This is a genomic window from Gottfriedia sp. NPDC057948 (assembly GCF_042887255.1).
Classification (GTDB): domain Bacteria; phylum Bacillota; class Bacilli; order Bacillales; family Bacillaceae_G; genus Gottfriedia.
In genome coordinates this window covers 104,509-122,935 of the sequence record NZ_JBHVPN010000010.1, presented here as the reverse complement: position 1 = coordinate 122,935, position 18,427 = coordinate 104,509, and the positions used below count along the sequence as shown (strand labels likewise).

The 18,427-nt window shown below is 31.3% G+C and carries 17 protein-coding genes and 2 pseudogenes; 4 read left to right on the top strand and 15 right to left on the bottom strand.

The window, feature by feature from the left end; translation table 11 throughout:
* Positions 1-229: 229 nt before the first annotated feature.
* Positions 230-1,636: a catalase gene (locus ACFVRR_RS15770; protein ID WP_387330335.1), complete on the top strand. Its 1,407-nt coding sequence runs from the start codon at positions 230-232 to the stop codon at positions 1,634-1,636.
* Positions 1,637-2,665: 1,029 nt separating this feature from the next.
* On the opposite strand, the pseudogene ACFVRR_RS15765 reads toward ACFVRR_RS15770, so the two are convergent.
* A pseudogene (locus tag ACFVRR_RS15765) lies at positions 2,666-3,596 on the bottom strand (LacI family DNA-binding transcriptional regulator).
* A gap of 368 nt (positions 3,597-3,964) precedes the next feature.
* Here ACFVRR_RS15765 and ACFVRR_RS15760 point away from each other — a divergent pair.
* Positions 3,965-5,050, top strand: coding sequence for a hypothetical protein (locus ACFVRR_RS15760; RefSeq protein WP_387330333.1), 1,086 nt, complete (start codon positions 3,965-3,967; stop codon positions 5,048-5,050).
* A 225-nt stretch (positions 5,051-5,275) separates the two neighbouring features.
* Here the strand turns inward: ACFVRR_RS15760 and ACFVRR_RS15755 are convergent, their stop codons facing one another.
* The 12 genes and pseudogenes from ACFVRR_RS15755 to ACFVRR_RS15700 all read right to left on the bottom strand — a co-directional run bounded on the left by ACFVRR_RS15755 (position 5,276) and on the right by ACFVRR_RS15700 (position 15,181).
* Complete coding sequence (locus ACFVRR_RS15755; RefSeq protein ID WP_387330422.1) at positions 5,276-5,497, bottom strand: glucoamylase family protein; 222 nt, start codon at positions 5,495-5,497, stop codon at positions 5,276-5,278.
* 94 nt (positions 5,498-5,591) lie between these two features.
* The gene (locus tag ACFVRR_RS15750; RefSeq protein ID WP_387330332.1) at positions 5,592-5,870 is read right to left on the bottom strand and encodes a hypothetical protein; all 279 of its coding nucleotides are present in this window, start codon (positions 5,868-5,870) and stop codon (positions 5,592-5,594) included.
* Positions 5,867-6,388, bottom strand: a pseudogene (locus tag ACFVRR_RS15745) (DUF2199 domain-containing protein). Before ACFVRR_RS15745 ends, ACFVRR_RS15750 begins: the two are co-directional and overlap by 4 nt.
* A 194-nt stretch (positions 6,389-6,582) precedes the next feature.
* The gene (locus ACFVRR_RS15740; protein ID WP_387330330.1) at positions 6,583-7,416 is read right to left on the bottom strand and encodes a protein-glutamine gamma-glutamyltransferase; all 834 of its coding nucleotides are present in this window, start codon (positions 7,414-7,416) and stop codon (positions 6,583-6,585) included.
* 706 nt (positions 7,417-8,122) lie between these two features.
* A complete protein-coding gene (locus ACFVRR_RS15735) occupies positions 8,123-9,151 on the bottom strand; it encodes a Gfo/Idh/MocA family protein (RefSeq protein ID WP_387330328.1) in 1,029 nt (342 codons plus the stop codon).
* Positions 9,152-9,191: 40 nt separating this feature from the next.
* Positions 9,192-10,160 carry a sugar phosphate isomerase/epimerase family protein gene (locus tag ACFVRR_RS15730; RefSeq protein ID WP_387330326.1) on the bottom strand — a complete coding sequence of 323 codons (969 nt, stop codon included), beginning with the start codon at positions 10,158-10,160 and terminating at the stop codon, positions 9,192-9,194.
* A gap of 24 nt (positions 10,161-10,184) precedes the next feature.
* On the bottom strand, positions 10,185-10,901 hold the full coding sequence (locus ACFVRR_RS15725; protein WP_387330324.1) for a ThuA domain-containing protein: 717 nt from the start codon (positions 10,899-10,901) through the stop codon (positions 10,185-10,187).
* A gap of 43 nt (positions 10,902-10,944) precedes the next feature.
* Positions 10,945-11,691, bottom strand: coding sequence for a sugar phosphate isomerase/epimerase family protein (locus tag ACFVRR_RS15720; RefSeq protein WP_387330321.1), 747 nt, complete (start codon positions 11,689-11,691; stop codon positions 10,945-10,947).
* A gap of 17 nt (positions 11,692-11,708) precedes the next feature.
* Entirely contained in the window at positions 11,709-12,788 is a 1,080-nt protein-coding gene (locus ACFVRR_RS15715) for a Gfo/Idh/MocA family protein (RefSeq protein ID WP_387330318.1), read from the bottom strand.
* 75 nt (positions 12,789-12,863) lie between these two features.
* Positions 12,864-13,727: an AraC family transcriptional regulator gene (locus tag ACFVRR_RS15710; RefSeq protein ID WP_387330315.1), complete on the bottom strand. Its 864-nt coding sequence runs from the start codon at positions 13,725-13,727 to the stop codon at positions 12,864-12,866.
* A gap of 167 nt (positions 13,728-13,894) precedes the next feature.
* The gene (locus tag ACFVRR_RS15705; RefSeq protein WP_387330312.1) at positions 13,895-14,269 is read right to left on the bottom strand and encodes a DnaJ family domain-containing protein; all 375 of its coding nucleotides are present in this window, start codon (positions 14,267-14,269) and stop codon (positions 13,895-13,897) included.
* Between the two features lie 228 nt (positions 14,270-14,497).
* Complete coding sequence (locus ACFVRR_RS15700; protein ID WP_387330309.1) at positions 14,498-15,181, bottom strand: hypothetical protein; 684 nt, start codon at positions 15,179-15,181, stop codon at positions 14,498-14,500.
* Positions 15,182-15,892: 711 nt separating this feature from the next.
* On the opposite strand from ACFVRR_RS15700, the gene ACFVRR_RS15695 reads away from it, so the two are divergent.
* Positions 15,893-16,654, top strand: coding sequence for a HipA family kinase (locus ACFVRR_RS15695; RefSeq protein WP_387330306.1), 762 nt, complete (start codon positions 15,893-15,895; stop codon positions 16,652-16,654).
* 58 nt (positions 16,655-16,712) lie between these two features.
* Here ACFVRR_RS15695 and ACFVRR_RS15690 read toward each other — a convergent pair whose 3' ends face one another.
* Complete coding sequence (locus ACFVRR_RS15690) at positions 16,713-17,216, bottom strand: CcdC protein domain-containing protein (RefSeq protein WP_387330304.1); 504 nt, start codon at positions 17,214-17,216, stop codon at positions 16,713-16,715.
* Positions 17,217-17,414: 198 nt separating this feature from the next.
* A complete protein-coding gene (locus ACFVRR_RS15685; RefSeq protein ID WP_387330301.1) occupies positions 17,415-17,846 on the bottom strand; it encodes an NUDIX hydrolase in 432 nt (143 codons plus the stop codon).
* 229 nt (positions 17,847-18,075) lie between these two features.
* Between ACFVRR_RS15685 and ACFVRR_RS15680 the strand changes: the two genes are divergently transcribed.
* Positions 18,076-18,372 (top strand): NUDIX domain-containing protein, encoded by a 297-nt coding sequence (locus tag ACFVRR_RS15680; RefSeq protein ID WP_387330299.1) that lies wholly within the window; start codon positions 18,076-18,078, stop codon positions 18,370-18,372.
* Positions 18,373-18,427: the final 55 nt, after the last annotated feature.

Genomic DNA, 18,427 nt, shown 5'->3' with positions numbered 1-18,427 from the left:
AGGGTTCTTTACTTAAGGAGTTTTATTAAATATTTGAAATGAAAAGAATTATTTCTTTCTTATTTTTTCCAAATTAAATAAGTAGCAATACTTGATGTTATTAATAGAGATAATAGCCCACCTAAACACGTTATGAAAAGTTGAAAATAAAAGTAGAAGATACATATTCATGGCTTATAAATCATATTTAGTAATGATTGATGGAAAATGAATTTTGGAGGCCAGGATAATGAATGAAAAAGATTCAGTACAAAGGCGAGCTTTATCAGAAGAAGACAATAATGAAAGAAAAAAGTTAGATAGAGTCCACTCCAAATGGACTAATGAAAAGTCAGCTAAACTTCATTCACAAACAGTGGGATCTAGTGGACCTGTACTGGAACAAGATAGTGTACTTCATGAGACCTTACAAGAGTTTATTCATGAAAAAATATTAGAAAGACCTGTTCATGTTAAAGGATATGGTGCATTTGGTTACTTTCAAACAATACATTCGATGTCCGAATACACAAAATTGAACTTTTTACAAAATCCTGGTAATAAGGTACCAGTAGTGGTTCGTTTTTCGTTAGCTGTCGGAACGAAAGGAACACCTGATACTTCCAGGAATGTACGTGGTTTCGCTACAAAATTTTATACAGAAGAAGGTATTTTTGACCTTTTATGTAATCATATCCCCATCTTTTCTGTTCGTGATGCGATACGTTTCCCAGAATTTATTAAAGCACTCTCACCTTCACCCAAAAATAACTTAATTGACCCTGATAGATTTTGGAGGTTTGTAGCAAGAGCACCTGAATCTATTCATTTTGTTTTACGCCTTTACTCTGACGCAGGTACAGTAAAAAGTTTTCGTCACATTTTAGGACATAGTGTTAGTACATATGTTTGGAGAAATGCTCAAGGTATTAGAAAGTATGTTAAATACCTTTGGTATCCATTTGAAGGTTTACAATACATTAATCGCGACGAAGCAAATAGACTTGCCGCTGAAAACCCTGATTATGCTGGTAAAGATCTATTTGATGTTATTGCGACTGGTAAAACAGTAGAATATGGCTTATACGTTCAGCTCATGGATCCAGCAGATGGAGTAAATCTTTCTTATGATCCCTTAGACGATACAAAAGTGTGGGATGAGAAAGAATATCCTTTTATACCAGTAGGGAAAATGGTATTAACTACAAATCCTGATAATTATATGGAACAAGTAGAAAAAGTCGCCTTCTCCCCCTCAAATTTACTTGAAGGTGCAGAATTATCTAATGATAAGATACTGCAGGGTCGAACTAATATTTATAATGATTCTCAAAGAAGAAGAATTGGACCAGAATTTCGTAAAATACCAATCAATCAACAGCAAGACTGGACTCCGGCTAAACAAATTACAAGTGGTGATGGAATATATATTGAAGGACAATTAGAAAGAACTTCCATAACAAAGCATGATGATTTTGTGCAAGCTCGTGATTATTATATGATGTTATCTCCTATAGAAAAAGAACATCTAGTTGAAAATTTAGCTGGTGATCTAATAGCCATATCCGATGATATTAGAATGAAAGTTCTGGAGTATTTAAATAAGGTATCATCTGACTTGGCAAAAAGAATTGAGATACAACTAAAAAAACTATAAAGATATAAAAATTAAAATTTAGTAATAAAAAATGATTAGTAATTGTATACGATTTTGAAAAAACAAAATGAAAGAAAATTATGTTTAGCTTTTTCTATTCCGATTTTTCACATACAATTTAAAGTAAAAATTACTCAATTAAGGGAATTGAGGATTTTGAAAATATACCATATTAAAGATTTTGAGATTTTAAGTGATTGAATTGTTAAGACTAAACAATTCAATCACTCTATCATTTTAAAAAAATTATTGTTGTCTTAACAAAAATTGAGCGTCTCGAAGTAAATACTCTGCCGCCTCATTTGTATTGTGTATACCGCTTTGTGCCTTTACTTCATTAACTAGATCTAATTTTATAGTGTCTGATTTTAGGTTTTTTTTCTACTAAAAAATCTTTACTATTAAAAACTATAAGTTTTCATTTTTATGAACTAATTACGGTATGTGAAATTTTTTATAAGTTTAAATTTTCAGATTATAAATAGTATAAAAAAAAGTCTTAGTTCTTTTTATTTTAATAAATAAAGAACTTAAGACTCTATGTTTAAATTTGTTTAATGAAGGATCTAATATTAGAAAAATCATAGCGCATTTTCCTATAGTAAACTAGTGCATAAGTTATCAACGCTATTATCTTACTCTCACTTCACATTGCGAAATTCTTATTCTTTTATAAGAAATTGATCTAATTATTCTGGTGTTAAATTCTCCGGTTCCTTCTCTTTTGGAGGTTCTAAAAAGACTCCGACCGTAATCCTTCTTCACCCTTGAGAATCTTTTTCTTAAGCATAGCATCACTCACCTTTTCGTCAGTATGCCCAGCCTTTTAATCAATAAATACCTTATATGTTGAATTACATCTTATCAATTCAATTTCTTTATTCATATTAAAACTATTTCATAGGGCAAGAAAAATATAGTAAAAAATAGCGACATAGATTATATCTAAGTCGCTAAAGTCTAACTATTCTCCATCCATTAAATCTATAGTAAAAATTTATTTGAATATCGAACTGCACTTTAATTACATTATGCAGAACCACCAACAGTCAATGAGACCTCAATCTTCTCATTCTCAACCACTTCATTAGAAATTAATTTCAATAAATTTTTAGCCGCTAATGAACCCCAATCAAATGTAGAATAAGATACTGTACTTAATCTAGGTGTTACATATTGTGATAATTCGATATTATCAAAACCGACAATAAAAACATCTTTGCCTACTTTGTAATCTGTATCTTGTATGTAGTTATAGATCCCAATCGCCATTTCATCATTTAAACAGAAAACTGCACTTGGTTCAGTATAGTTTGAAAAGATTTGTTTTGCTGCAAACTCTCCTGAATCTTTCATGAAATTTCCACCGATTTCAATTAACTCAATTTCAGGATAATTTGCTAATTCTTCTCTAACACCTTCCATACGTTTTCTTGAATCATATGATCCTTCTGGCCCTGTTACAACATATACTTTTTTGACATCATTTTTAAGAAGTTCTTTAATCGCTAATTTAGCTCCACCGTTATTATCTAATAGAACTCCTTTAATATTGCTGTGCTGTAACTCTCGATCCATTACTACCATTTTATATTTTTTTTCAGCAAGCTTGATCTAAAATGATTCCACCGTCAATTACTTTTTCTAGTAAAAGTCGGTGAGATTGTACGCCAGAACATGCAATTAATTCATACCCTTTGTCGTTTAGAGCTTGTCTCATTCCTCTTAATAGTGGTCCGTAAAAATAACCTCCATAATCAGCTAAGAATACCCCAATAATTTTAGTTTCTTTAACCTTTAACATTCTTGCCGCCGCATTAGGAACATAACCTAAACTATTTGCGATCTTCATAATTCTGCTTCGAGTTTCTTCTGTTACTTTTGGGCTACCATTCAATGCATATGACACTGTTGAAATGGAAACACCAGCTTCTTTGGCAATATCTTTTATTCCCGCCATCCCATATCCTCCATTCTATGTATACCAAAAAGCCTATTTTTTATATTTTTTACTTTTATTATGTTTAGATTAAATGTAGATGAAATACAATACATATTTTAATTTTATCAAAATTAAGTAAAATTTCCCTACATTTTTTTCACCCTTTGTACCTAAATAAGAAAAGTTATTTTTTACTTTTAGGCTCTGTTAAAGCAGATTGTTGATTTTCTTATTCAACAAAATGGCAGTATAGTTGAATAAGAAGTTTAAAAATATAACGAAATTAATTCCAAAATATGGTAAAGTTAATTAGTCAGTAATGAATTTTTAGGAGTTTTCTAATTGAAAAATAAGGATTTTGGTGTCTAGAAAGTAGGTAATTTTTTTTGAATATAAAAGCTATCAAACTATCAATTTGTACAATGTTAATTTTCGTTTCGATGTTCTTAATGACTGCATGTGTTGGGGCAGGAAAAATCGATGTAAAGGCACAAAAATATATTAAAGACAAATACGGTTTCGAAGTAGATGTTTTGGAAAAACCAAACATAAACGAAGGGAACATGGGAGATACCAATTTTAAAGTTAGAAAGAAAACGGGCAATAAACTCACTTTTAACATCTACATTACGGGGATTATATTTACAAAAATTATTGGAGATGACTATGACATCCAATCTAAAACATTTGAAATGAAAAAGGCTTTTGAAGAATCGAATTCATCAATTCTTAGTCGAGCCAAAGTAAAGTCAATCGAATTTAATAGTGAAAATGATATGGAATCGTTTGATTACGCTGATAATGGAAATGTTATAAAACATTTAAAAGTAAATGTTGTGAGTGCAAATGTTAAAAATTTATATGATACTGAAAAAATGAAATCAATTTATGAAGTGCTTAAAAAATTTCAAGAGTTTAGCGATGTTTACAAGCCATTAGATGTGAAAGAAATTAGTATGAACTATACAAATGATGTAAATAAAAGAATAACTTTTGATATAGATAATGTACATTCTATTTATTCGATGACTGATTTTGAACGTGAAAGCTCAACACCTTATGAACCGCCGAATATAACAAATTTTGCACAATACTCTTACTATGTTGAAGAATATGCGCTTTTCAAGGATTTTGAAGGTGGGTTAAGGAGTCTTGGTTATGACTATTTGAATACAAATCAAATGCCAGTTTTCAATCAGAATCTTGATTTAGCTTTCGAGTCTGATGAATATAAAATTTTTGACATTCAACTAAAAGGTGATATAGACAATGTAGATAAGGTCTATCAGTTACTCCAATTTTTAACGAGTGCCAAACTTGACGTTTATAATGTTACAATTTTTTCTTTAGATAATAAATATCCAGAGGACTATATGAATTCAATTTCCTTTCATATTCCAGATGGGGTATCGAAAGAAATCGTAAAACAAGCTTTTAAAGAAAGAGAAGAATATATCAAGGAATTAGATTGACTTTAAACCTTATGAGTAATTTAACGAAATCTCCAAAAATCATTAGAATAATTAAACATTACAAAGTTAGCGATATTAATATAAGAGTACCTAAGGTTGTCTAATTAGACAACCTCTTTTTAAATTCAAAAATCAACATTTTAATTTAACAGAACCTACTTCTAAAAAGTGAGCCACTGAAGTATTTAGAACTTCAATTGCCCATTTTTACAATTCAGATAAAATTTAGGAAGTAATTAAGTTATTGCGTTTCCAGCCTAATATTTTATCCCCATTCTTTACATAATCGTTTTTCATATATAAATTCCAAATTAATCCTGTTTGATAGTTTTCAGTCATTAGCAATGTTGCACCTTTATCAATTCCAATTACTCGGACTGACACCCAGTTTGATGAAACGTCTCGATTATATGAATCTAGGAAATATACAAAAAAAAAGCCATATATATGATATGACTTTCAAATAAGATATTACTTTAAAGCAACTTTCGGATCCGTTTGTTGAATAAGCTCATTCTAATTAACATTTTTCAAATACGGACTAAAATTCATTATTTTTAAGAAGGTGTGCTACAACATCTGTTATAGTTTCACGACTAATATCTTCTATTAATAACATATCACTTGCCCAAAAATATTTACCGCTCAGACACTCGCCGTTAGCTTGATTTTTTTCTCTTAAACTCAAAATATTTTTATATGTAATAAAGGTTGCAACCGCTTCTGTGCCATCTTTAAATATTACTTTCACATCTGAATTTTCATTATAAATATCATATTCGTTTGACCACTCTTCAGCTTCAATCCAAATTTCTTTCATATATCATACTCTTCCGATTCACATAATTCTTCTGCTATTTGCATAATTCGTTCTAATGTTATACCTTCTCTTTGTTCTATTGCTAATGGGTGTTTCGTTGGCTCTATTTCTATAACAGGACACAAACCAACACTCCTTGTGTGTACCATAGTTTTTAAATTAATTGTGACTGGATAATTAGGAATATTTGTCGATAGCCATCCAAACATAGGATCCAATTTTTTGTCTCTATTAGGATCATCCCATAAATCATTTGTTTTATCGAAGTTCTCTTCGCTTAAAGATACCCAAACATCCCAAATAAATTTCTGATTTGTATCGATAATAGGAGTTTCAATATGTCCACGAATAAAAAAATACTTATCATCAATTATGCATTAATCATTGTTCATTTCGACACGACTTTCTTGCTCATCATCCGGAATATCAAAAAAATAGTCGGGAACTGCACTTCCGTAACTCATCGGTAACTCTTTATGATATTTTAAACAACACTTACATACAAACCCATTACTCATGTGATTTCCCCCAAAGATATTAACTAAATTAATAATAAACAATTTTTTACTTTTCATTTTATATTAAATAGTTTAGATAGAAAATGGAATATTAGGGAATAAATTAATGAAAAAAAGTGAGGTTTAGGCAAATAAAACACTCTGCCAAGACCTCACTTTGCTTTTATTTAAGTATTAACTATAACTATTGAATATCACATAAACAAATTTAACAAATACATATAAAAATCAAATGAAATCGAACTTTGGTTATGATGCAATACTATATTCCTATTTTTATTAATTGAATAGTCTCGTTGCCAACTCGATAATTCCGCCAAATGTTTAAAATTCGGTCTTGTAACTGAATTAGTCAAGTAGGCAGACCGATATGCACCTGGCCATCTCATTTTATTTAGTGAAAAAATCATTTGTTCGGCTGTCATTATGCCTAGTCCATGTCCAAAAAACGTACCATCTCCTAGAACAACCGCATTTTCTCCTCTCCACTCAGGGGTTAGTGGATTAAATTCTGGATTATTAAAATATACGATATCTCCGGGTAAAATTCGGTCAGAATACTGGGCACCTATTCCTAAGTCAGAATCAGTATGCCAGCCATATAAATAGATGTTTTGAAAAATTTGATTAAATAAGTCTTCACCAATCAGATTTAGGACCGCATGGTAATAAATAATGACCATTGCCGTTGCACATTCAAACGCATATAATGAACTATTAATGTAAATATCATTAATCGCGTCAGAAGGTCTTACACCTTGCCTTAATAGGAAACCTCCTGTTCTCATTAATTGCCAGTACATAGGATTACATCGTGATCTTGCGAATACTGCAAAGCTTAATCTATTTTGAAACATAGCTCTCGCACTTAAAGTGATATTATTTCGCAACATACTTTCAAATTCAACAATGGATCGAAATTCATGAACCGTCGGATTTTCATTCATCTGTTGAATTTTTATACTTATACCACTATCAGACGCTCCTGTGTCAATTTGTTGAACTGGCATCCTCGATAAATGATTCATAATATACCTCTTTTCAGCATCAAGTATTATTTTCCATATATACCCATCATATTCAAAGATTGGTTTAAAGTGTATATTCGACGAAGAACCTTTCTCAATGGTTCTTTTTTTTATACACAAATTTGAAAATGTAAAGGAAAATTAGCTATTAAGATACTACATCTCCAATAGTTATATATTTTAAAATTCTAATTGTTATTAAGAAACAAATAGGAACTTTGAAGTACCATAAGCACAAAAAATTACCATATATACTCATAATATTGGTAAAGGTAAAATAGATCTGACTTACTTTATATTGTTTATTTTAATTAGTTTGCTGTAAAAGTGCGTTTATGAAATTACCTAGTAAGCTTGTTTTTCTTGTAGTTATTTTAAATGTACTACTTACGGTAAATGAAATTTTTTTGCTAATATGCTAAAATCCTAGGTTGCTAAAAGGTAATTACTTAAGGCTTTTAATAGCAAAAAAATTATATCTCCATTGCTTTCACCAGCTTGAATACTAAAATATTTGTCAAACATAAACCATTGTGGCCAATTACCAATCGTCTTCATATTGGTGAGAGAACACAGTAAGTAAGATTTCCCTTAAAATTTCAAAGATGCTTTTTAAAAATAAAAAAAGCAAATAACAGGAACGAAACCGTCCACATCATTTACTTTTTCTCGGTCTAACGCTTAAATTTTAAGTGGTTAAAATAGTTTATAAATAAATCCTCTCTTTTTTCTTACCTGATTCATAGATTGCACAAATCATTTTTTGAGTTTTCATCGCTTCTTCACCAGTAATATGTAACTGAGAATGATCATTCAATGATTCATAAAAATTATTAATCTGTTTTACATGACTTACGCCCCAATATCCTTTCGCACCATTGCCATAATCAAAGGTTTCATTTGGATTGTTGTCAGAGGCGAACTCTCTTCCATCGTTTAAAGAGACTACTCCACGGTCAGCAACCATTTTAGCAAGTCCGTTTTCACAATGCAGCTCAATCGTAACTGGTGCATCATAAGAATAATAGTTTATTGTATGAAAAGCCGTAACTACTCCGTTTCTATACTTAATAACGCCTTCTGCACAATCTTCAACTTCAATTATTTCATGTGCTCTATTACTAATTGTCGCGTCGACATATTCAATCTCATCATCAACGAACCATCGCATTAAATCCATCGTATGAATAGCTTGGTCAATGACTACACCGCCACCTTCTTTTTCCCAAGTCCCTTTCCAATCACTAGTTAAATAGTACTCATCAGAACGGTCCCAAGTTACTGATAGTTTTCCAGATTTAATTTTACCTAAAGTACCATTTTGTAACATTTCTTTAATTAGAACTGATCCTGGATTATACCTATTTTGGAAAATGACACCTAATGTTACTCCATTATTTTTTGCTGTTTCTACCATTTCCTGTGCATCAGAATAATGAATAGACATAGGCTTTTCAGTAAGAACATGGATTTTTCGTTTTGCGGCTTCAATTGCAACCGGTGCATGTAAATAATGCGGTAAGCAAATATGGATAACATCTAAACTTTCTTTCTCAAAAAGCTCCAGATAGTTTGTATAATAAGTACATTTGAATTGTTCAGCCTTCTCTTTTGCTCGCTCTTCCTTAATGTCACAAACCGCTACTAATTCAACATTTTCTCTTATGAAAGCAGGTTGTGCATGCATTAAAAAAATATTTCCACAACCAATAATCGCAACTCTTAATTTTTCCATTTTTACACCAACTTTTTTTAGATTGGTTACTTATCTTTTATCAAGTCCACCACATTTGTGATGGCTCTTCATTTATTAATACAGACTGTAAGTTTTTTACAGCACGTGAAAAACCTTCTTCAATCGACATGATCGGGTCTTCATGTTCAATACTAACGACATAATCATATCCAAAAGTACGTAGTGCACTCATCATATCGGACCAATCTTTCAAACTATGTCCACAACCTACTGATCTGAATGTCCAAGCTCTAGTTTGAACTTCACCATAAGGTTGCATATCAGTTAAACCATACATATTTACATTATCTTGATCGATAAAAGTATCTTTTGCATGGAAATGATGAATCGCATTTTCTTTTCCAAGTATTTTAATGGCTGCTACAGGATCAATCCCTTGCCACCAAAGATGACTAGGATCCAAATTAGCACCAATTGCATCACTAGTTTCTTTACGCAACTTTAATAATGTATATGGAGTATGAACTAAAAAGCCACCATGTAGTTCTAGCCCAATTTTTACTTGATGATCCTCCGCAAATTTGCCCATTTCTTTCCAATAAGGAATTAGCTTTTCTTCCCATTGCCAATTTAGAGCATCCCTATACTCATTTGGCCAAGCAGTTACAGGCCAACTTGGAAACTTTGCTTCTTCATGGTCACCACTTGTTCCAGAAAAGCAATTTACAACTGGTACACTTAATAGTGAAGCCAGTTTAATCGTTTTAGCAAGTACATCATGGGATTCCTTCGCAAACTCTTTATCAGGTGATAAAGGATTTCCATGACAACTAAAAGCGCTAATCGTTAATCCACGTTTTTCTACTTTTTCAATATACGCTCTTCTTAGTTGCTCACTTTCTAATAAATCATTTAACGGACAATGAGCATTCCCAGGGTAACAACCAGTTCCTATTTCAACAGCTTTTAATCCGGAGTGTGCAACTTTATCAAGCATTTCTTCAAATGATTGATCTGCAAATAATACCGTGAATACTCCTAATTGCATCTTTTTCTCGCTCCAATCTATTATTTACGTTAATGCCTCTATGGCTTCTTTATGGCCATATGAAGGATAATTTCTTTTTGATTTATTCGCCCAATTTACTGCATTAATGATAATTTTTTGAACTTCTTTATGATGATAAGTTGGATAAGTTTCATGACCTGGTCTGAAATAAAAGATTTTCCCATTCCCTCTTTTAAATGTACATCCGCTTCTAAATACCTCTCCACCTTTAAACCAACTTACTAAAACTAGCTCATCTGGGGTAGGAATATCAAAATGTTCTCCATACATTTCTTCTTGATCAATCTCAATATATTCGCCAATTCCATCTACTATTGGATGAGACGGATCGACAACCCAAAGTCTTTCCGTTTCCGCTGCTTCACGCCATTTTAAATCGCAGCTAGTCCCCATTAATTTTTTAAAAATCTTAGAAAAATGTCCAGAATGTAGGACAATTAATCCCATTCCTTGCAATACTTTTTCATAAACTTTTTGAACAATTTGATCTTGCACATCATTATGAGCAATATGTCCCCACCAAATTAATACATCAGTATTTTCTAGCACTTCATCCTTCAATCCATGCTCAGGTTGCTCTAATGTAGCCGTCAAAGTATCGTACCCTGCTTCATTTAAGAAAGTAGCAATTGTTCTGTGTATTCCGCTTGGATAAATGCTTTTTACATCAGGATTAATTTGTTCATGTCGATTTTCATTCCAAATCGTTACTTTTACCATATGACTCACCCATCTCTATTTTTTTACATAGTTTAATAGTTTCTTAAGCTTCAGCTAGTATCATTTTTAAGTTATTCAATCCAACTTCTACACTTTCTAATTGAGGTTTAGTAAAAGCTTCTTGCTCAACAATTAACCATTCGGCGGAATTTAGTTTTGCTTGTTGTACAATACCTTTTATATTCATAATTCCATTTCCTACTTCGGTACTTTCCTCTTTAGATGGAGCCATATCCTTCACATGAATTAATGGCGTTCTTCCTTTATGCTTACTCATATATTCAACCGCATCTACTCCAGCAAATTCTAACCAATAAGTATCCAACTCTGCTTTTAAGAGATTAGTTGGAACTGAATTTAATAAAATATCGAGAATATATTCATTTTCAAATACAACTAATTCATGAGCATGATTGTGATAGACTAAAGTTAGCCCTGATTCAGCCAGCTTCTTTCCTGACTGTTGTAAATGTTCTGCAAATTCTTTCCATTCTTCTAAACTAGTAAAATTAGCCCAAGGACATACAACGTATTTGTTTCCTAATTCTTTTTCGAAAGCAATTACCTTATCTATGTGATGGATAATTTGATCTGCACTTACATGGGCTCCTGCTATCTTTAACCCTAGTTTGTTTAAAACAGACTTTATTTCCGAAGCATTTTTACCATAGTATCCCGCGAACTCAACACCGTCATAACCCATTTGCGCTACTTTTTCTAATGTACCGAAAAAGTCGATTGCTGCATCCTCTTTAACACTCCATAATTGTAGGGCAATTGGTAATGTCATTTATTCCATCTCCTATACTAATTATTAAAATATACCGGTTTCTTTGATTTTGAAGATTCGTAGATTGCCTCTAAAATTTGAGTTACAACTAGTGCTTGCTCAGGTTTAACGGTTGGTTCGGTATCATTAATAATACTGTCGATCCATTGTCTCGCTTCTAATACTTCGGCGGAATCGGTTGCACCTTCATAAAAAGCTACGCCATCAGTGTCTATATCAATTTTTTTATCGTAAAGTCGCCCATATGCTTCCCCATTAATTCGGAGGCCATCTCTCATATCAGCTCCACCTTCAGTACCACAAAGTGTAGTTTGAGCTTCTCCTATTTCTAGAGTATTTAAAGCCCAGCTCGATTCTAGGATAACGGTTGCACCATTTTCCATCGTAATAAAACCAAATGCAGAGTCTTCTACTTTAAATTCCTTTGGATCCCAAGGTCCAAAAGCATTTGCAGCGTTTTCTTTATGTGATAATTCGTGGTAAACGTTTCCAACTACAAATTTAGGTTTATAATTATCCATCAGCCATAATGTTAAATCCAAAGCATGAGTACCTATATCAATTAGTGGTCCGCCACCTTGCTCTTCTTCATTTAAAAATACGCCCCAAGTAGGTACTGCTCTTCTTCTAATCGCATGAGCTTTAGCAAAGTAAATTTCACCTAGTTCATTATTTTTACAAACTTCGCTTAAATATTGTGAATCGTTTCGAAAACGATTCTGATAGCCAATCGTTAATTTTTTGCCCGTACGTTTTGACGCTTCTACCATCGCTTTTGCTTCTTCTGAAGTTTTTGCCATTGGCTTTTCACACATAACGTGTTTACCAGCTTCTAAAGAATCAATCGTAATAAATGAATGTAATTTATTTGGTGTACAAACGTGAATTACATCAATTGACTCGTCTGCTAATAATTCCTTGTAATCTGTATAGAACTTTGCTTCCTCAACGCCAAATTTTGCCTTCGATTTAATCGCGCGTTCTTCAATAATGTCACAAAAAGCTACCATTTCTACATTTTCTAATGCTGCTAAGCTTGGCATATGTTTACCATTAGCTATTCCACCACAACCGATTATTCCTACTTTTAATTTCATTTGAAAACCTCCGGAAATGTTATTTACATTTCCAGTTTATAGAAATAATTCATTTGAGTCTTCCTTACACCTTGCCTAAAACTTCTCAAATAATGTCTTTTTTTTATATTTGGTTGGAGATAAACCAACCTCGTTTTTAAATAATCTGTTAAACGTTTTCACATTGATGAATCCAACATTATAAGCAATTTCTGTAATTGGTAAATCTTCATTAAATAAATACCATTGAGCCTTCGTTACTCTGTATTGATTTACATAATGACAAAATGTAGAACCAGTGTATTTTTTAAAAAACTTTGCAAAATATGAATTCGTAAAGCCGATATAATTTGCAACATCATTTAATGTAATATCATTCATATAATTTTCTTCTATATAATGAAATATTTTTTCTAATTTTAAAAGACTGGCCTTCCTATTAGGGTAATTAAGTTTATTATTTTCTGTATGAGGTAGATCTCGATAGATTAATAGTAAAATATCATATAATCTAGCCCTAATCGCCAATTCGTATCCTTCTTTTTTATCAATATATTCACTTTCAAGCTCTTTCAAATAGGTAATCATTTTCTGTTTCACTTCTACATTCCAAAAAACACTAGATTTTTGAATACAATTAAACAATTCAATTAGTTCCATATTATTTTTTTTCAAAAACTGCACATCTTCGAAAATAGTAAAATCAAATTGCACGACCAATCTCATACTATTTGGTGAAGATAAAAAATAATGAATGTCACCACTATTAATGATATAAAATTCTCCTTCTTCTAAATGAATTAACTCATCATTTACACCAATCTTTAAAATGCCTTGTTGTACATAAATAATTTCTACGAGTTTATGCCAATGATGACCAACTAACGTCAATCCATCATTTGAAAACAAACAAAATGGAAAATTACGATCTAGTCTTCTTACTTCAAGAGTGGCGCTCATTCCTATTCCCCCTGTACAACTATTCTTACTATGTATTTAGTTTTACATTAACATTAAATATAGATTTTTTCATAGAATTACCATTTTATTAGAAAATAAAAAGATGCTTATACCGTCTAAAAAAGTATAAACATCTATATAGTGAAATCGTTCATTTTTTCACAAACTTATTTCCAATAAATCAACTGATTCTCAAGGTTTTCCTTATTTACATAATTTCTTTGCATTGGGAAAGGACAGCCTAAGTTATATTTCTTTATTTCATCATTTACTTCCGAGATCATTTTATCTATTTCTTTACTATTTTCAACGGAATTTAACTTCATCAATATCGTTTCAAGCTTTTGAAATATTTTCTTTTGTTGTAATACCCAATCTGGTTTAAAACCCGACTTCTTAATAACAGTTGTTAAAAGATCATCTTTTAAAAGCTCTTTAGGTAATGGTTTACCTAATCCAGGTAGATCTTCAAATCCACCTTCTTTTTCATGACGCTTTACGATTTCACTTAACCAATCTACATATTTTCCATTATTCGACATCGTTTTAGCCACCTTTTTGGTTAGTCTAATATTATTATTATTCGTTACTTTTTACCTTTTTCCTTTCTATATTATTCAAACGAATGTATTAAGTAGATTTCTAACTTTATCTAAATTATGAACTTTTTTGAATAAACAAAAAGAGAAACTCATCATTCCAGTTCCTCTTAGATTTAATATGTATTTTTAAAACCGAAATTCATCGTTAAACTATGTTTAATACAAAGGTTATGCCCGATGTCTTTGAATAAACACATTCTCTTTATAACTTTTTAACAAGCCTCTTTCTCTCAAATATTCCTTAAAATACAAGTTCGCTTCTTTTCGCTCATCATAAGGATTCTTGGAAAGTACAAACCCTAACTTATCTTCCTTTTGAAGTTCAACAGCTGACATATATAAATGAATTTTATTTTGATGATAAATTTCTTTTAACGGTTCCATAAAATTAATAGAAAAAGCAGAAAGTAACTTAATTTCTGTATCGAATGTAAACCTTGTAATATAGGATAAATCCACAAAAATTACACCTATAAATCCGGTATTTGAAATTTCAGCCCTTATTGTTTTATCATTATTTAAGTGACCAATCTCACGAAGATATTCAATAAAATAACGAATCCCTTCTTCTTTTTCGAATGGCTTTTTTGATAAAATTAGGCCAATTTTCTTTTCATCACGTAAATATTCACATGCAATATATGCTGGAATATTTTGTTTCTGAAATAATGCACATGCAGCTTGTAATAGACCATTTAATACTTCTTGTATAATTAAAGGATGCTTCCTTGTGAAATAATATTGATTTTCTTGCAATTCTTCCATATCAATGAAACTTGCTCCGATAAAACCTGTATTGGATATAATAGGTGTTTTTGAATTCCTTTTAGTTGCTCCATTTCTTTTCATCATGCAAGTTCCTTTCCTTCTAATATCTATATACAGAACATTAGTTCGCTTTTTATATTTTAATCATACACAATAAATTTTTAAATGTAAATCTTAAAATGAAAAAAGGATACGAAAATTTTTCGCATCCTTGAAATAACTCTTATTAAGATTGATCGCTTAAGAAACAGTTTCTTCCTCTATGTCTACATAGCAATCCATTGTATGTACTTCTTTGTCTTCATGATTTCCAAAGTAAATAGTGAAATTCATTGTCTAACACCCTTTCACAAAGGATATAATTTTAATTTAAATTCTATTTAATTATATTATTATTTCCAAGAAATAACAATACTTACATCATATATGAAAGAAGATGTTTAGGTTAGTAGAAAATCATTTTAATTTAATACTAATTTTGTCTAATAATATACTATAAAAACAAAGTTAGTAAGATATTCGCTTTTTAACTGGCACAAATAAATGAACTTTAGCTTTTCCATCTGGGTCTAGCTTAGCCCAATGTTCTCCATTTAGTTCAAAATATGATCAATAGCGCATGAAATACGCAACTTCATATTCAGGTAGTTCTTTAACTAAAATATTCATTTTCACAACTCCTAATTAGTAATAAAGTCCTTTATTCTCTATTCATTAATTCTTATGTCCAATACCCTTCTCCTTATATAGAATATATTAATATGTTCTACTTAATAAGGAGGATGAGTTAAAACATTGATTGAACCAATAAAATATTTAGAAACATTACCAGGTAAGGCTGCACATTTATTTTTATTTAGTGATGGTAATCGTTATGCAGTTAAATGTAAAAATAATTTCCATGGAACACGGGAGCTCGTAAACGAATACCTAGTCGCTAAATTAGGTCAGTTGTTGAATTTGCCTGTTGTCCCATTTGAAATTGTAAATATGTCCGAAAAGCAAATACCAAAAAAATTTTCAACTAATTACCAAGCAGGCAACCAGTTTGCTAGCCTTTTTATAGATAACTGTACTGGTCTTGCGAAAAAACCTCCTCGCCCGACTTTAAATGATATAAATAATCCCAATGTTTTGGCTGGAATTCTTGTTTTCGATTTTTGGGTGCACGATGCAGACCGTACTAAAAGCAATATTCTTTTGAAACAACTCCCAGATGGACAGAATGATATTTTTATGATTGATCATGGAAAATGTTTTCCCGGAGGATATAAATGGAATGCAGAAACGCTTCAAAAATCTAAAAAGTTTAAAAAGGATTCAGTCGTTCATATTTGGACGGTAAACATATTAAATGACTTAAACATTATGACGTCTTATATTGAAAAAATCCTGGAATTATCAGAAGCATCAATCCATGAAGTGCTTCAGGAGATCCCTGTAGACTGGAATGTTTCAAACGAAGACAAAGAAGCACTTTTTATCTATCTGAAAGAACGCAAAAAAACACTTGCTGATTCAGTTTATACATTTGTAAAAAGATATTTGAATCATTAAAATTAAATTATCATTATTAATTTTACTTGGCTTTATCCATTTAACTATAAAATACCCTTCAGATATTATTCTGAAGGGATTCTTTATTTTTATAATTTTTCTTCTTATAGACTCTACGAAACTTGAGAAATGAAACAATTCTCCAAGGGCAAATATATCCGAATGCAACGGTCATAAACAGTGCTGCCTCGGTCTCATAACCGAGCCACTTTAAATAATCGCGAAGTACAAATCGGATAATAAAGGCAATAACAAAGACGACGATGAAACTTATATTCTTTGTAGCATAGATATGTTGGTCGGATCGGAGCTCATAGTTAGTCGTCCAAATAAGTGGGATAGATAAAATAAATCCAAAGAAAAGTGCGCAAATCCATTCCCAACTAGCAGCATGAGCCTTCGGATTCAAAATAATGGGAATGCTAGGTAATATCAAAAATAGTATTGGGAGGAGAAGACGAACCCCGCTTCCTTTAATTGGGCGATACATAGCTCTCGTTCTTCTCCATAATACCAATGCAGCAATCACAATAACAATCATGTAAAAAGAAGAAACGTTCATAAATTCCCCCATAAGGATCAATTTTAACTATTGAGTTTGAAAAAGATTAAACTTTTTTATTATATTCCTTATTTAAAGTGTTAAGAAGTGAATAAGAAATTGAAAAAATACTTTTAGGAATTCAAAAATTAAAGAGAAAGATAGATTTTCGAAAATGAAAAAGCCATATTTTATATTTGCGTTAGTTTAACAAGTAAACTAAAACTCTATATAAAAGGGATGGCTGTTTTCATTCAAACAATATTCAATTCTTTGTTTGAAATTTTTCCAGGTTACCATTGCTAAGGCTTCTTCAATAGAAAAATATCCCACTTCTAAACTTTCTGAAGAAGTTGTCAACGTTCCGCCGATTGGTTTAGCTAAAAACAAAGTGTTACAAATAGAACTTCTAACATTTTGAAATACTCCACAAAATTTCAAAACTTCAACATCAATTCCACTCTCCTCTTTTGTTTCCCTAATTGCAGCTTCTTTCAATGATTCTCCTTCTTCAACTTGTCCACCTGGCATTTCCCACCCTCTTTGCGGACCCTTAATTAATAAAATTTCATTATGTTCATTAATGACAATTGTCGCGGCTGAAATAATATGTTTGGGTGGCGAATAATTATTTTCTGACTTTTTATCCATTAAAAGAATCCCCCTTTCTACTTCTAACTCATAAATAATTCTTTTTATATATTCTATTAAAACTTAAAGAGACCTCTCTAATTGAACTAAACGCATCTTTTAATAGTAACTATCTATCTATGGATGAAATGATCAATTATTCCGTTCAAAGTGAAGTTAGCTAAAAAGAAGGATAATTTATTCCTTTTGTCGAATTTTGAAGGATTAGTACGATGAAGGAGATTCTTACATGGATTATATTAAAAATATGAGGAAATATATTGGTAACGAAACCCTATTCACTGTAGGTTGTGGGATCATTATAGAGGATCATGAACATATATTGTTGCAACACCGAACAGACGAAGACAATTGGTGCATACCAGGTGGAATGATGGAAATTGGAGAAACTTTTGAGGAGGCAGCAAAAAGGGAATCTCTTGAAGAAACGGGACTTTCTGTAACGGACTTAGAGTTGTTTGGTATTTATTCAGGTGAAAAATGCTTTGTCCAGTACCCTAATGGAGATAAGGCATTCAGTGTTTAAATCATTTTTCTATCTAAACAATTTACCGGAGAATTAAAACAAAAGGATATTGAAA

Excerpts from the sequence above, each read along its gene's own strand:
- ACFVRR_RS15770 (WP_387330335.1), top strand. The coding sequence starts at position 230 with ATGAATGAAAAAGATTCAGTACAAAGGCGAGCTTTATCAGAAGAAGAC.
- ACFVRR_RS15750 (WP_387330332.1), bottom strand. The coding sequence starts at position 5,870 with ATGAAAGAAATTTGGATTGAAGCTGAAGAGTGGTCAAACGAATATGAT.
- ACFVRR_RS15740 (WP_387330330.1), bottom strand. The coding sequence starts at position 7,416 with ATGAATCATTTATCGAGGATGCCAGTTCAACAAATTGACACAGGAGCG.
- ACFVRR_RS15735 (WP_387330328.1), bottom strand. The coding sequence starts at position 9,151 with ATGGAAAAATTAAGAGTTGCGATTATTGGTTGTGGAAATATTTTTTTA.
- ACFVRR_RS15730 (WP_387330326.1), bottom strand. The coding sequence starts at position 10,160 with ATGCAATTAGGAGTATTCACGGTATTATTTGCAGATCAATCATTTGAA.
- ACFVRR_RS15725 (WP_387330324.1), bottom strand. The coding sequence starts at position 10,901 with ATGGTAAAAGTAACGATTTGGAATGAAAATCGACATGAACAAATTAAT.
- ACFVRR_RS15720 (WP_387330321.1), bottom strand. The coding sequence starts at position 11,691 with ATGACATTACCAATTGCCCTACAATTATGGAGTGTTAAAGAGGATGCA.
- ACFVRR_RS15715 (WP_387330318.1), bottom strand. The coding sequence starts at position 12,788 with ATGAAATTAAAAGTAGGAATAATCGGTTGTGGTGGAATAGCTAATGGT.
- ACFVRR_RS15710 (WP_387330315.1), bottom strand. The coding sequence starts at position 13,727 with ATGAGCGCCACTCTTGAAGTAAGAAGACTAGATCGTAATTTTCCATTT.
- ACFVRR_RS15705 (WP_387330312.1), bottom strand. The coding sequence starts at position 14,269 with ATGTCGAATAATGGAAAATATGTAGATTGGTTAAGTGAAATCGTAAAG.
- ACFVRR_RS15700 (WP_387330309.1), bottom strand. The coding sequence starts at position 15,181 with ATGATGAAAAGAAATGGAGCAACTAAAAGGAATTCAAAAACACCTATT.
- ACFVRR_RS15690 (WP_387330304.1), bottom strand. The coding sequence starts at position 17,216 with ATGAACGTTTCTTCTTTTTACATGATTGTTATTGTGATTGCTGCATTG.
- ACFVRR_RS15685 (WP_387330301.1), bottom strand. The coding sequence starts at position 17,846 with ATGGATAAAAAGTCAGAAAATAATTATTCGCCACCCAAACATATTATT.
- ACFVRR_RS15680 (WP_387330299.1), top strand. The coding sequence starts at position 18,076 with ATGGATTATATTAAAAATATGAGGAAATATATTGGTAACGAAACCCTA.